This is a genomic window from Brevibacillus gelatini, from assembly GCF_050920745.1.
Classification (GTDB): Bacteria; Bacillota; Bacilli; order Brevibacillales; family Brevibacillaceae; genus Brevibacillus; species Brevibacillus gelatini.
The window spans coordinates 2,136,586-2,149,441 of sequence record NZ_CP154342.1 but is presented as its reverse complement, the minus strand read 5'-3'; the positions used below and the strand labels follow the sequence as shown (position 1 = coordinate 2,149,441).

The window sequence follows — 12,856 nt, the reverse complement described above, 5'->3', positions numbered from 1 at the left end:
TACGTGTAAAAAGGAGAATCCGCAGCGAAATCGCTATGCTGCAAATTCTCCTTTGCCCGTTTCTTTTACTTGTCCATTAGACTAGACGCCCATACGTCTGCGCTGGTTGTTCGGCTTTTTGGTCAACTGGCTTTTCATCGTCTGATTTTTCGCCTTCTGGTTCACCGGGTTGTTCGCTTTGGCCTGAGCCTGCTTTTTTTCCGCCAATTTGCGTCTGATCGCTTCCTGCAGGCTGATTTTGGGCTTTTCCGCTTGTGTGTCTAGTTCGTTTTGGTTAGGCTCCGTCATGCGTAGCATCTCCTCATAGAAAATGATTCTCTTCTATGTATTCTAGTGCAAGACAGAAGGTTGTGTCAGCAAAAATCTAGCTGTTTTGGGCGCGCAGCTGCATGTATTTGACCCCACTTGCCTGGTACTTCAAAATGTCCGCAAGAAGTTCTGCGAGATAGGCTCCCGCTTCAATCGGCTGCGTCCCGCCGCGATGAATATTCGAAACAACCGTTCGATCTGATTCTACGGTATTCGCGTCCGGTTTGTAGATCATGTACGCACTGAGACTTTCTGCCGTCGCAAGACCCGGTCTTTCCCCGATCAGGGAGAGGACAACTTTGCAGTTCACGATTTTGGCAACCTGATCCTGAATCCATACCCGTCCTTTGTGGATGAACACCGGCTTGCCCACGCTAATGTTGCGCATCGCAAGTCCTTGCAGCAGGGCGGGCAGCAAATCGGGAATCGTCGCTTCACAGGCAGACGTGCTCAGTCCGTCGGAGATAACGATCTGCACGTCCTTGTCTTTGTCGCCGTACTGTTCCAGCCATCTCACGGACTCATCGGACAAAAGCCGCCCCGATTCGAGGTCCATCAAATATTCCTGCATGCTCGTCGCCCGCGAATGCAACTCCGGAAGCTGCAGCTGCTGAAGCCACTCCGGGCTGATCGTTTTCATGACAGCATCCTGTGCCGCCGCCTGGTCGATGCGAAACTGCAAATAGCTCACCGTCTTCATTCTCGTGCCGGCACGGCCAATCCCGATGCGCGCCGGCGTTCTGGCCATTGCCCGCTCCAACGCTTCCGGGTTGTGCGGATTGTCTACGCCGCACACCTTTTGCTCGGGAAAGTGAATCACTTCCCCCGTCTTTTTGGCAAGCTCAGCCATGACCCGCTGGATCAGGTCATCCATGTTGATCTGCTTCATCATGTGTGCCCTCCCCCCTCGTTAATCGAACACCGATAAATCGCCCGCCCGCTCTGTCAGCCGTCCGTTTTCCATCAGTCCCATCTTTTCCAGCCATTTCTCAAATTCGCGCAGAGGACGCAGGCCCAGAAGCTCGCGGTAGCTGGCATCATCGTGGTAACTCGTATCCTGATAGCTGAGCATGACGTCGTCGCCGCCGGGCACGCCCATGTAAAAATTCGCTCCGGCGAGCACGGTCAGCATCCCGGCAATTTCCTGGTCGTTCTGGTCAGCGTGCATGTGATTGGTGTAGGTCGGGGCAATTCCCATCGGCAGGCCGTGCAGCTTGCCCATGAACAAATCTTCCAGATCGGCACGGATCATTTGTCTGCCGTCATACAGCGTCTCCGGCCCGATAAACCCGGAAACATTATTGACCATAAACGGCTTCCAGTGGCGGCAAAAGCCGTATGTGCGCGCCTCCAGCGTCTGCATGTCCACGCCCTCGTGCGCTTCCAGCGACACCTCCGAGCCTTGCCCGGTTTCAAAATACATCACGTTCGGTCCTGCAGCCGTGCCTTTTCGCAGCATCAGCTCCAGTGCTTCATCCAGCAAATCCTTGGAGACGCCAAACGCGTCATTCGCCCGCTGCGACCCAGCCAGGCTCTGGAACATCAAGGAGATCGGCGCCCCGTTGCGCAGCGCCTGCATCTGGGTAGTGATGTGGGCGAGTACACAGTTTTGCGTCGGGATTTCCCATTCCTTCATGAACTCGTAGGTCATTTTCAGCAGTTTGGTAACGCTTTCAACTGAGTCGTTGTTCGGATTGATCCCGATGACAGCATCGCCAGAGCCGTAGGACAGCCCTTCCTTGATCGAGGCGAGAATGCCCTCCGGATCGTCAGTCGGGTGGTTCGGCTGGCAGCGAAACGCCAGTCTGCCCGGTTCGCCGATAAGCGTGTTGCAGTACGCCTGGTGTCTCATTTTTTGCGAGGCCATCACCAGGTCGATGCTCGACATCAGCTTGGCTGTTGCGGCAATCATTTCACTCGTCAAGCCGCGGCTGATCCGGGTTAGCTCCGGCATGCCTGTCGAAAAGGACAAAATGTACTCGCGCAGCTCCCCGACTGTCCAGTTTTTGATTTCGTTGTAGATGGACAAGTTCAAATCGTCATAAATGACGCGGGTGACTTCGTCTTTTTCGTACGGAATCACCGGATTTTCATAAATGTCCTTTAGCTGCATCTCGCTCAGGACGACTTTGGCCGCCATCCGCTCCAGTGCGGAATTGGCTCCGATTTTACTCATGCGGTCGCCGGACTTCTCTTCGCTCGCTTTCGCCAGTACATCGCGAACGGATGTAAACTGGTAATGCTGTTTCCGGATGACACATGCCAATTTCATCTCGCTTCACTCGCTTTCTTTGGTAGGACTTCTTTCCTCACCGCCTGGCACAATGAGCGCGACATCAAAAAGGCGCTTGAAAAAGGAGACGACACCTCGTCTCATTCAAGCGCCATTGCTTTTGTTGCGATTCACTTTTTTACCGTATTCTGTTTTTCCAATAAAATCGTTTCCACTGCGGGCAGCAGCTCTTCCTCCATGACGGGCTTGACCAGATAGCCGCAGACGCCTTTTGTCTTCGCTTTTTCGATCATGTCTTTTTGGCTGTACGCCGTTAAAAACAAAATCGAGGCATCCGATTGCCCTCTGATAATCCCGGTAGCCGTCAATCCATCCATGACGGGCATTTTCACATCCATGATGATGAGGTGCGGGTCCCAAAGTTGCGTCAGAGAAACGGCTTCTTCGCCGTTTTTCCCGTCAGCCACAACGTTGTAGCCTTCTTCCTGCAACATCTCGACCAGGTCCATTCGCGTGATGGGGTCGTCATCTATAATGATGATTCGAAAACGATGACGCAAAGCTCCACCTCCCATGAAAGAGAATGGAAGTGCCAACTGCTCACCAAAAATGTCAAGCCTGCAACCGACGCCGTTGTCGGCTTTCTTGCAGCTGTTTGAATACTTTTATTATATCCATTATTTTGCGGCTTTTCCAGCCTGAATCCTGTCCGCTGCTTGCTCCGTTATTTTTTCCCGCAAGTCCGTGACCAGCTCGTGCATCGTGATGCTCTGCAAAATCGCTTCCATCGCATGCTGCGCACGATGCAAAACCAGCTCCAGAACGGACTGAATATTCGCTCCGACCGGACAGTCAGGATTCGGCTGCTCGTGAATATGAAAGAGCTGGCCTTCCTCCACGACCTCGACAGCGCGGTATACGTCGAGCAGTGTGATTTGCTCCAGCTCTTTGGCAAGCGTTGCGCCGCCCGCTCCGGCCCGGACGTGCACCAGTCCCGCTTTTTTCAGTTGGCCAAGCACCCGGCGGATAATGACCGGATTCGTGTTTACGCTGCCGGCAATCCATTCCGATGTATGGTGGGCATTGGCATCAATCGAAAGCAGGGATAAAATATGCACCGCAATCGAAAAACGGCTGCTGATTTTCATGGCGTTCACCCTTTCGTTGTGATGATTATAGTTACAACTACTTTGCGAAGTCAAGCTACGTCCCCTCATCTATCGCTGCATGTCCGGCGTTCGGCTGCTGTTTGGCTATTCCCGCAAGCCCCCATGCAAAAACTTCCGTCTCCCAAAAAGGTAAAGCCCGCTTCCATGCCGAAGTAGGCTATATACCTTAGAATGTTTGAGAAAGGATGACAAAACAAATGGACTGCATTTTTTGCAAAATCGTAAACGGGGATATTCCTTCCAAAAAAGTATACGAGGACGAGCATGTGCTGGCTTTTCACGACATTAACCCTGTCGCCCCCGTACATGTCCTGATGATCCCGAAAAAGCATATCCAGTCGGTCATGGCAATCGAGCCTGAGGACAAGGAACTGATCGGCCACCTGCACCTGGCCTTGCAAAAGGTAGCCGAAATCATGGAAGTGAAAGACGAGGGCTTCCGCGTCGTGACCAACATCGGTCAGCACGGGCAGCAAACCGTTTTCCACCTGCACTATCACCTGATTGGCGGCAGACAGTTGGAGTGGAAGTTCTAGCGCCGGAAATAACCTAAACGTTTTCTAGCGAGACGATGTGGCGGGCAATCCTTTCGCCGTGAAATCTGCCGTTTTCGATGAAGATGGCATTGGCGTGGTGGCCCGCCGCAATCACTCCCGCAATGTAGAGGCCGGGAATGTTCGTCTCCATCGTTTCCGGATCATGCACCGGAACCCCCGATTCCTCGTCCGTGTGCACCCCGAGCGAATGCAGGAACGTCCGGTCAGGGCGATAGCCGATCAGGGCGAAGACGTGGTCGTTTTCCAACGTGATCTGCCCCTCCGCTGTGTTGACGTGGATGACGCGCTCTTCAATCGAAGCGACAGTGGCTCCGAAGAACATCTGGATGCGCCCTTTTTTGACCAGGCTCTCGAAGACAGGCCGGGTCCACGCCTTCACCTTATCGGACAGCTCGGTTCTGCGGCAAATAACTGTCACCTGCGCTCCTGCGCGTTCCAGCTCCATTGCCGCATCGACAGCAGAGTTGTTGCCGCCCACGATGGCGACCTTCAAGCCGGCATACGGGTGTGCTTCCTTGTAAAAGGATGAAACTTTCGGCAAATCCTCGCCCGGCACGTTCAAGCGGTTCGGATTGTCAAAGTAGCCGGTGGCAATGACCAGCTTCCGCGTCTGATACAGATGTGTCTGGGAAAAGCGGTCTGTCGTCGCAACCTGAAAGCCTTCCTCTGTCTTTTTCGCTTCGGTGACTGTCTCGTATACATGAACCCGCAGCTTTTCGCGGGAAGCTACCAGCCGATAGTAATTGAGCGCTTCCTGTCGCGTCGGCTTTTCGTTGGCAGTGGCAAAAGGAATGCCGCCAATCTCCAGCAAATCCGGTGTGCTGTGGAACACCATGTACGTCGGATAGCGATAGATCGAATGCACGAGTGATCCTTTTTCGATGATAAGCGGATGGAGCCCTGCTCTTTTGCAGGCAATCGCTGCCGCCAGTCCACAAGGACCTCCGCCGATAATCAGTACGTCTTCCATTTCTCTTCCGCCTCGCTTTTTGTTTCTGTTGCGTTTCAATTTTATCATACCATATCGGAATTCCCCCTAAATCATTTTCCATCGCTCCTCCCCCACGATTACCAAAAAATGAGCAATGAAAGATTGGTTCTGTCTCCTTATACTGGATGTATGATGAAAAAACAAAACATACATATTTGGTTGGTTTCTCTGGCATTTCTGACATACTGCCTGACGCTGGCCGTCGGGGTTCCGGCGTCTACGGCATCCACGAACAGTCTGAAGGATATTGCCAACAGCTACGCCAAAGAGCAAATTCGCTCCTTGCACGAGGCTGGCGTGATCGCAGGGGATGAAAACGGCTACTTCCATCCGACGCGACCAGTCACGCGCGCCGAGTTTGTCGCGATGCTCACGCGGACGCTTGGCATCCAGCCAGTGACAGGCCAAATCGCGGCTTACGCCGATGTCCCGAAACAATCGTGGGCGTACGGGTCGGTCCAGGCGGCTGCTTCGCTGGGCATTGCCAACGGGATCAGTGCTACGGCTTTTGGGCCGCAGCGCACAATTTCCCGCGAGGAAGCCGCCGCGTTTCTGGTGCGCGCCCTGGAGCAAGACGCTTCGGCACAGACGACTGTCGCTGTGACAGATGCCGCTTCCATCTCCAACTGGGCAAAAGCTTCGGTAGCTAAAGCGATCCAGAAAAAATGGCTCGTCGGCTACCAGGGCAGCTTCCGCCCGCAAGCAGCTCTGTCGCGGGAAGAGACGGCTGTCATTTTGCAGCGCATTTTGGATGAGCTGAAAACAAAAAGCGCTGCCGACAAGCCGCTTGTATCGCTCGGCTGGCAATACCAGGCCACGACGGACGAGTTTATCGCGCAGGTCAAGAAAAGCGGTGTCAACACGCTGTCGCCGCGCTGGTACTTCCTGCAAAAAGACGGCACAGTCAGCGACTTTTCCGACGCCGCCCTGATCCACTGGGCGCATGCAAACGGCAAGCAGGTTTGGCCCCTGTTCGGAAACCGCTTCGACTCCGCTGCCACCCATGCCGCGCTCTCGAATGCGGACAAACGGAAGGCCATCGTCGCGAAACTGTCCGACTACGTGGACAAGTATCAGTTGGACGGGATCAACGTCGACTTTGAAGCATTTTCCCCGACAGATCGCAACAACTTCACCCTGTTCATCCAGGAGCTGTCGGCGGCGCTGCAAGCAAAAGGCGCTGTCGTCTCCGTCGATATTCCACCCGATACCAAAACGGATTGGAGTGAACCTTACGACTTTGCCAAACTGGCCAAATCTGCGGACTATTTGGTCGTCATGGCCTATGAGGAACATTGGGTGGGTGGCCCGAATGCAGGTTCAGTAGCCTCGCTGCCATGGCTGAAAAAAGTGATTGCCGACCTTTTGGACAAAATACCGGCACAGAAATTGATTGTCGGCCAGCCGCTCTATACACGCGACTGGTATCAGGCAAAAGGCAGCCTGCAATCGACAGACCTTGCGATTCCTGCCTCCTACCAGTTGCTCTCCCAGTACAGGGCAAGCACCGTCTGGGATGCGAGCATTGGACAATACCGCTCGACCTACCAGAAGCAAGGCGTAACCCATACGATCTGGCTGGAAGAAAGCCGCTCCATGGGCCTCAAGGTTCAGGCGAGTTTGCAGTGGCAGATCGCGGGACTGGCGTATTGGTACGTCGGCTCCGAGTCTACCGACATGTGGACCGCAATCGCCAACGCGATCAAGCTCAAGCAGGTGCGCTCCAAACTGTCCTGAACGATTGCTGCCGGAACGGATACAAAATGGAACGAAACGCCTCCGCTGTCCATAGACGCTGCGGAGGCGTTTTTTTTAGTCTGGCTGTACTCGCGAAAATGACTTCCAAACCGCGCTGCACACCAAATGCAAACGCCAAATCCCCCCTGTCCCTCCGGAAGAAAGTAGGCTTTTGCCTAGCGCAATTTTCGTTCCATATACATAGCGCCGTCGAGCGGATTGAAGATGTACGGCTCGATTTCATAAAAGCCGAAAGCGCGGTACAATGCCTGGGCGCTCGTCATCGTTGCCAGCGTATCGAGCCGCATGTAGTCGTAGGAAAGCTGCTCCGCTTTTTCAATAATCATCTGAACCAGCGTTTTCCCGATCTTCAAGCCGCGGTACTGATCGCGGACGTACAACCGCTTCATTTCGCAAATCCGCTCGGCGCTTTTGCGCACGGCAATGCAACCAGCCGCCTCCCCGTCCACGAGAGCGAGGAGCAGAGCGCCATCGGGGGCTGCGTACTTGCCGGGCAGTGCCTTGCACTCTTCCTCAAAATCCTGAAAGCCAAGGTCGAGGCCGAGCGATTCCGTATATTCGCGAAACAGTTGCTTGACTGCCTCCAGTTCTTCCCTGTTTTCTTCCGTCAAAAAGCGATACTCCACCATGCTTCTTCATCCTTTCCTCTCTGTCTTGTCGTGTCACTCTTTCTTGCTGTTGTGGACGATGTACGTCAGCAAATCGTCGCCTTGCCACATGGAATCCAGTGTTTCGTCGCCCAGCTTGGCGCTCACGACCTTGAGCATCATGTCGTGGCGGATGTATTCCTTTGCCAGCAAAACCAGCATCGGGTCGGTGGTCTGGATGGCCTGTGGCACGCGGCCGTCCATAAAGCTGCCGATCAGCACCTGTTTGTCGTCTGAAATGACGATCGTCAGCCTTTGGCCCATCCGCTGTCGCTCAATCGAGGACGAGTTTTGGCGATGATAGAAGGCGTGTCCAAAAGAACTCGTCTCCTGATCGGCAAAAAGGAGCGAAAACATGGTAACTCCCTGGGCAGCCGCTGCCTCGGCAGCGTCGCGCAAGTCGTCCAGCTCCTCATCCCACGCCGACAGCCACACCTCTTTTTTTGCCGAACGCAGCAAGCTCTGCACGGCCGCCAGGATGTTTGCCCGCTCCTCCATATGCTCGATCACATGAACCTCGACCGGCTTTTCCATGGCCGCAAGCTCTTGCTCCAGGTAGTCAATCGTCTCTTCGTGCTGCTTTTTCAGGTTGGCCATCAGCTCCTTGATCGGCACGGGACGATAAGTCGGTGGCTCTGTCCGCAGCTCGACAATCGCCTGCTTGCTCACCAGCTTGGCGATGACGGCATACACCATCGAGCGCGGCACTGCACTTTTTTTGCTGATCTCGTACCCGTTTAGCAGCGGCTCCTTCAGCAGCGTCACGTACACCTTCGCTTCATTTTTGGAAAAACCGATTTGCTCAAACTTGTCCAGTAACGCTTCCATGGCAACTCCTTTTAGTAGTAATAGATATTACAACTATAAAAGAACACGCGCTGCATTGCAATATCGTTTTGCTGCTGGATGCCCGATACGGCGCCCTTGGTCTTTCCATAAAAAAACCGCCGCTTTGCCTTTTTTCGCAAAGCGACGGTTTTGTCCCGTTATGGATGCTATTCGTTTAGCCGACTTGCTGCAGCAGCTTTCCCCGCAACTTGGTCAGCATGTCTTCGGTCATTTTGTCCAGATCGTACTCGGCTTTGAAGCCCCATTCGTTCATGGCAGCGGTGGCGTCAATCGAGTTTGGCCAGCTATCCGCAATCGCCTGACGCACCGGGTCTACCTCGTAGGAGAGAGTAAACTCCGGAATGTGCTTGCGAATCGCAGCCGCTACATCCTCTGGCTCGATGCTCATTGCGGTTACGTTGAACGCGTTGCGGTGAATCAGCTTGGAAGCGTCCGCTTCCATCAGGGTGATGATCGCGTTCAAGGCGTCAGGCATGTACATCATGTCCATGTACGTGCCTTTGGCAATGTAGGAAGTATAAGCGCCATCCAGAATCGCCTTGTAGTAGATGTCTACCGCATAGTCCGTCGTTCCACCGCCTGGAGGAGCCACGTAGGAAATCAGGCCGGGAAAACGGACGCCACGGGTGTCTACGCCGAATTTGTGGTAGTAGTAATCACACAGCAGCTCACCGGACACCTTGTTTACTCCGTACATGGTTGTAGGGCGTTGAATCGTGTCCTGCGGCGTGTTGTCTTTTGGCGTGGAAGGTCCGAAAGCGCCGATGGAGCTTGGCGTGAAAAACTGGCAGTTCAGCTCGCGCGCCACCTCCAGCGCATTGACCAGTCCGCCCATGTTCAGGTTCCAGGCGAGCAGCGGCTTCGCTTCGGCTGTAGCGGACAGCAGTGCGGCAAGGTGCATGATCGTATCTACATTGTGTGCTTTTGCCAGCTCAAACATGCGCTTGTCGTCTGTGACATCCAAAATTTCAAACGGCCCGGACTGTACCACTGGGTCGTCTTCTTTTTTGCGGATATCGGTCGCGACAACCTGGTCGGCTCCGTATACTTCGCGCAGTTTCATGATGAGCTCGGAACCGATTTGTCCCAATGCTCCCGTTACCAATATCTTTTTCATGACAGGATCCCCATTTCTTTTCCAACTTTTTCATAGATGCCAAGGGCGCGATCCAGCATTTCCTTGGTGTGGGCGGCAGTCGGCATGTTGCGCACGCGACCGGTTCCTTTTGGCACGGTCGGGAATACAATTGCCTTGGCGTACACACCTTCTTCGTAGAGGCGTTTGCTGAATTCCTGCGTCTTTTGCTCGTCACCGATGATGCAAGGCGTGATCGGTGTTTCGCTCTCCCCAATATCGAAGCCAAGCTCCTTCAAGCCTTTTTTCAAGTAGTGGCCGTTTTCCCACAGCTTGTCGTGCAGCTCTGTGCTGTTTTGCAAAATGTCGATGGCGGTAATGCAAGCCGCCACGTCTGCTGGCGTCAGTGCCGTCGAGAACAGGAACGGTCTGCTGCGCACCTTGAGCCAGTCGATCAGCTCCTTGCGTCCTGCTACGTAACCGCCAACTACGCCGATTGCCTTGGAGAGTGTGCCGATCTGGAAGTCGATTTTGTCGGACAAGCCAAAATGCTTGACGGTACCCGCACCTTTTCCAAGCACACCCGAGCCGTGGGCATCGTCGACATAGGTGATGAGGTCAAATTCTTCGGCAACCTCGACGATTTCCGGCAGCTTGGCAATATCGCCGTCCATCGAAAAGACGCCATCGGTGATGACCATCAGCTTTTTATATTTACCGGACTCTTTTGCTTCCTTCGCTTTGGCGCGAAGATCGTCAATATCCGAGTGGTTGAAGCGAATGATTTGCGCACGGGAGAGACGGCAGCCGTCAATAATCGAAGCGTGGTTCAGCTCGTCTGACAAAATCGCATCGTTCTTGTCCATGACAGCAGAGATGGCGGCCATGTTGCAGTTAAAGCCGGACTGATAGGCGATCGCTGCTTCTGTATGTTTGAAGGCAGCAAGTTTTTCTTCCAACTTCACGTGCAGATCGAGCGTACCATTGATGGTGCGAACCGCTCCGGCCCCTACCCCGTATTTTTGAGCTGCAGCAATCGCTGCATCCACCAGACGCTGGTCTGTCGCCAGTCCCAGGTAGTTGTTCGAGGACAGATTAATCAGTTCTTTTCCCGCAATTGTGATGACAGGGCCGTTTGCGCTTTGCAAAGGATCGATGACGTTGTACAAACCTTTGCTCTTCAAATCAGCCAGATTTTCATGTAAAAAGTGCTCCAATGTTTTGCTCGCCAACGAGAATCCCTCCAGCATCCAGCCATCGGGCCTTACACCTGTCCCATCGCGGAAGTAAATTCCACGAAAACAAATGTACACCCTACGCGGACGTATTTTTCTTGTATAAATCCCATGAAATCAACCTTTGTTACTGATAGATTACCACCACTTGCTTAAAATGTCCATACGACAAAGACATAAATGGTGGCGCTTTCAATAAAAAATGCTTACAGTTGCTCTTTCATAAGTTCTCCTTTTGCCGCGATCTTAGACAAAAACAAGCCACGCCCCTTCTGGTGAGAAACGGAGCGCGGCTCTGGTCTACTTTTTGACTTTTTCCGATTTGAGAATACCTGGCTTGCAGCCCGCCGTGCGGACAAGGCCGTTACCTTGGAACCGATGTGTCATCAACGACTCGACCGGCTGGCCCAGGCGAAAATGCTGATCGACCAACAGTTCCGCAGCCTCTGGCGTTACGTTCTGATACCAGATGCCTTCCGGATAGACGATCACGACACAGGCATCCTCACAGCGTCCGTTACAGCGCGTACGGGTTGTATGTACGTAATCGTCCAGCCCAGCCTTCGCAATCGCTTCCCGGATCGCCACAGTGACCTCTTCTCCCCCGCTGCGCATACAGCTTCCGCCATTGCAGAGCAGGACATGGTGGCGTGTCTTGGACAAATCCCATGTAGCCACTCTCCATCCCTCCCAAAAAATCGTAATCGTTACGCTTTATATACCTTCCTACTATACCTGCTCGCTCGCATGACTGTAAATAGCGCAGGCGGCAATTCCCAGATCCATTCCTTTTTGCTAGAATATATGTTCGTACACTACGATTACAAAATGACGGGTGGTAGATCACATGTCCGTAACGAAACAGCGAGATGCCTTGCAACTGCTCCAGACAATCGGATCGTATCCCTGGTATGTAGAAAAATTTATTGACCATAAAAAAACGAAAAAAAGCTCGCCTTCCACCTTGCTTGGCTATTTGCGCGACATCGCCTTTTTCTTTCGCTGGATGATGGCAGAAGGCTTGACTGCGGCGAAAGACATCAAGGACGTGTCCCTCTCCGACCTGAACGAACTGAAAAAGGAGACGGTGGAAAGCTACATCCTATATTTGCAGGAGTCGCACTTATACGAGCGCTCTGCTCTGCTCACCAATCCGACGCGCAGCGCGAAAAAAGAGTACAGCGACCGGACGATCAGCCGAAAAATTTCCAGCTTGAAGTCGTTGTTTCATTATTTGGCTGCGCTGGCCGAGGATGAAAACGGCGACGCGTATTTGCGGCGCAATGTGCTGGCGAAAATCGAGCTGGATGCGACTGAGCTGACGCCGCTGGCCCGCGCTCACGCCATCCGCGCGAAAATTTTGATCGACGAAGAAATTTACCAGTTTGTCGATTTTGTCTACAACGGCTATCTGGCCCACTGTGACACCGAGAAAAAGCGGCAATACCACTTGCAAAACCGCGACCGCGATACCGCCATGATCGCACTGATTCTCTCCGGCGGCTTTCGCGTCTCCGAGATCGTCAGTCTGGACTTGTCCGATATTGTCCTGGAAAAAAACCAGTTAAAAATGGTTCGCAAAGGAAAGAAGGAAGACGCCCCGTTTTTCAGCGACTGGGGGAAAGAGCATCTGAGCCGTTACCTGGCCGTGCGCGACAAATACTGCCCTGCCCCGCAAGAAACAGCGGTTTTCCTCGCCGTATCGCCAACGAAGCCACACGGCCACCGCATTGAGATTCGTTCCGTGCAAAAGCTGGTCAAAAAATACGCGAAAGCGTTCGGGATTCCCGACTTGTCCGTACATAAACTGCGTCACAGCTTCGCCACCCAGTTTTTGCGGCTGAACCCGGACCCGCATCAGCTGCAGGCCCAGCTTGGCCACTCCAAGATCGAAACGACAATGCAGTACGCCCACGTCCTGGAAGACGCGCTGGAAAAAGCGGTCAACCGCACGACCTGACGCCCCTTCAAAAACCGGATAGGACCAATCAGCTCCCGCTTCTTTTGCCAAAGCTGATTGGTCTTTTTGCTTG

The 12,856-nt window shown here is 53.5% G+C and carries 14 protein-coding genes; 3 read left to right on the top strand and 11 right to left on the bottom strand.

Annotation, left to right across the window (positions count from 1 at the left end; translation table 11 throughout):
* Positions 1-81: 81 nt before the first annotated feature.
* The 5 genes from AAFJ72_RS10730 to AAFJ72_RS10710 all read right to left on the bottom strand — a co-directional run bounded on the left by AAFJ72_RS10730 (position 82) and on the right by AAFJ72_RS10710 (position 3,690).
* On the bottom strand, positions 82-288 hold the full coding sequence (locus AAFJ72_RS10730) for a hypothetical protein (protein ID WP_122903905.1): 207 nt from the start codon (positions 286-288) through the stop codon (positions 82-84).
* Positions 289-364: 76 nt separating this feature from the next.
* On the bottom strand, positions 365-1,198 hold the full coding sequence (eutC, locus tag AAFJ72_RS10725; protein WP_122903906.1) for an ethanolamine ammonia-lyase subunit EutC: 834 nt from the start codon (positions 1,196-1,198) through the stop codon (positions 365-367).
* Positions 1,199-1,219: 21 nt separating this feature from the next.
* Complete coding sequence (locus AAFJ72_RS10720; protein ID WP_432777050.1) at positions 1,220-2,581, bottom strand: ethanolamine ammonia-lyase subunit EutB; 1,362 nt, start codon at positions 2,579-2,581, stop codon at positions 1,220-1,222.
* Between the two features lie 131 nt (positions 2,582-2,712).
* Entirely contained in the window at positions 2,713-3,102 is a 390-nt protein-coding gene (locus AAFJ72_RS10715) for a response regulator (RefSeq protein ID WP_122903908.1), read from the bottom strand.
* A 117-nt stretch (positions 3,103-3,219) separates the two neighbouring features.
* Complete coding sequence (locus AAFJ72_RS10710; RefSeq protein ID WP_122903909.1) at positions 3,220-3,690, bottom strand: Rrf2 family transcriptional regulator; 471 nt, start codon at positions 3,688-3,690, stop codon at positions 3,220-3,222.
* Between the two features lie 218 nt (positions 3,691-3,908).
* On the opposite strand from AAFJ72_RS10710, the gene AAFJ72_RS10705 reads away from it, so the two are divergent.
* The gene (locus AAFJ72_RS10705) at positions 3,909-4,247 is read left to right on the top strand and encodes a histidine triad nucleotide-binding protein (RefSeq protein WP_432777049.1); all 339 of its coding nucleotides are present in this window, start codon (positions 3,909-3,911) and stop codon (positions 4,245-4,247) included.
* A gap of 13 nt (positions 4,248-4,260) precedes the next feature.
* Here AAFJ72_RS10705 and AAFJ72_RS10700 read toward each other — a convergent pair whose 3' ends face one another.
* On the bottom strand, positions 4,261-5,238 hold the full coding sequence (locus AAFJ72_RS10700; RefSeq protein WP_432777048.1) for a YpdA family putative bacillithiol disulfide reductase: 978 nt from the start codon (positions 5,236-5,238) through the stop codon (positions 4,261-4,263).
* Positions 5,239-5,388: 150 nt separating this feature from the next.
* Between AAFJ72_RS10700 and AAFJ72_RS10695 the strand changes: the two genes are divergently transcribed.
* The gene (locus AAFJ72_RS10695; protein WP_432777047.1) at positions 5,389-6,996 is read left to right on the top strand and encodes an S-layer homology domain-containing protein; all 1,608 of its coding nucleotides are present in this window, start codon (positions 5,389-5,391) and stop codon (positions 6,994-6,996) included.
* Positions 6,997-7,172: 176 nt separating this feature from the next.
* Here AAFJ72_RS10695 and AAFJ72_RS10690 read toward each other — a convergent pair whose 3' ends face one another.
* The 5 genes from AAFJ72_RS10690 to AAFJ72_RS10670 form a co-directional block, all read right to left on the bottom strand.
* Positions 7,173-7,646: a GNAT family N-acetyltransferase gene (locus AAFJ72_RS10690; RefSeq protein WP_432777046.1), complete on the bottom strand. Its 474-nt coding sequence runs from the start codon at positions 7,644-7,646 to the stop codon at positions 7,173-7,175.
* A 33-nt stretch (positions 7,647-7,679) separates the two neighbouring features.
* Entirely contained in the window at positions 7,680-8,492 is an 813-nt protein-coding gene (locus AAFJ72_RS10685; RefSeq protein ID WP_432777045.1) for a TrmB family transcriptional regulator, read from the bottom strand.
* Between the two features lie 175 nt (positions 8,493-8,667).
* Positions 8,668-9,630 carry an L-threonine 3-dehydrogenase gene (locus tag AAFJ72_RS10680; RefSeq protein WP_432777044.1) on the bottom strand — a complete coding sequence of 321 codons (963 nt, stop codon included), beginning with the start codon at positions 9,628-9,630 and terminating at the stop codon, positions 8,668-8,670.
* Positions 9,627-10,820: a glycine C-acetyltransferase gene (locus AAFJ72_RS10675; RefSeq protein ID WP_432777043.1), complete on the bottom strand. Its 1,194-nt coding sequence runs from the start codon at positions 10,818-10,820 to the stop codon at positions 9,627-9,629. The genes AAFJ72_RS10680 and AAFJ72_RS10675 overlap by 4 nt, the downstream gene beginning before the upstream one ends.
* A gap of 303 nt (positions 10,821-11,123) precedes the next feature.
* Complete coding sequence (locus tag AAFJ72_RS10670; protein ID WP_432777042.1) at positions 11,124-11,501, bottom strand: (2Fe-2S) ferredoxin domain-containing protein; 378 nt, start codon at positions 11,499-11,501, stop codon at positions 11,124-11,126.
* Positions 11,502-11,670: 169 nt separating this feature from the next.
* On the opposite strand from AAFJ72_RS10670, the gene xerS reads away from it, so the two are divergent.
* Complete coding sequence (gene xerS, locus AAFJ72_RS10665; RefSeq protein ID WP_122903917.1) at positions 11,671-12,783, top strand: tyrosine recombinase XerS; 1,113 nt, start codon at positions 11,671-11,673, stop codon at positions 12,781-12,783.
* Positions 12,784-12,856: the final 73 nt, after the last annotated feature.

Excerpts from the sequence above, each read along its gene's own strand:
- AAFJ72_RS10730 (WP_122903905.1), bottom strand. The coding sequence starts at position 288 with ATGACGGAGCCTAACCAAAACGAACTAGACACACAAGCGGAAAAGCCC.
- eutC (WP_122903906.1), bottom strand. The coding sequence starts at position 1,198 with ATGAAGCAGATCAACATGGATGACCTGATCCAGCGGGTCATGGCTGAG.
- AAFJ72_RS10720 (WP_432777050.1), bottom strand. The coding sequence starts at position 2,581 with ATGAAATTGGCATGTGTCATCCGGAAACAGCATTACCAGTTTACATCC.
- AAFJ72_RS10710 (WP_122903909.1), bottom strand. The coding sequence starts at position 3,690 with ATGAAAATCAGCAGCCGTTTTTCGATTGCGGTGCATATTTTATCCCTG.
- AAFJ72_RS10705 (WP_432777049.1), top strand. The coding sequence starts at position 3,909 with ATGGACTGCATTTTTTGCAAAATCGTAAACGGGGATATTCCTTCCAAA.
- AAFJ72_RS10700 (WP_432777048.1), bottom strand. The coding sequence starts at position 5,238 with ATGGAAGACGTACTGATTATCGGCGGAGGTCCTTGTGGACTGGCGGCA.
- AAFJ72_RS10695 (WP_432777047.1), top strand. The coding sequence starts at position 5,389 with ATGATGAAAAAACAAAACATACATATTTGGTTGGTTTCTCTGGCATTT.
- AAFJ72_RS10690 (WP_432777046.1), bottom strand. The coding sequence starts at position 7,646 with ATGGTGGAGTATCGCTTTTTGACGGAAGAAAACAGGGAAGAACTGGAG.
- AAFJ72_RS10685 (WP_432777045.1), bottom strand. The coding sequence starts at position 8,492 with ATGGAAGCGTTACTGGACAAGTTTGAGCAAATCGGTTTTTCCAAAAAT.
- AAFJ72_RS10680 (WP_432777044.1), bottom strand. The coding sequence starts at position 9,630 with ATGAAAAAGATATTGGTAACGGGAGCATTGGGACAAATCGGTTCCGAG.
- xerS (WP_122903917.1), top strand. The coding sequence starts at position 11,671 with ATGTCCGTAACGAAACAGCGAGATGCCTTGCAACTGCTCCAGACAATC.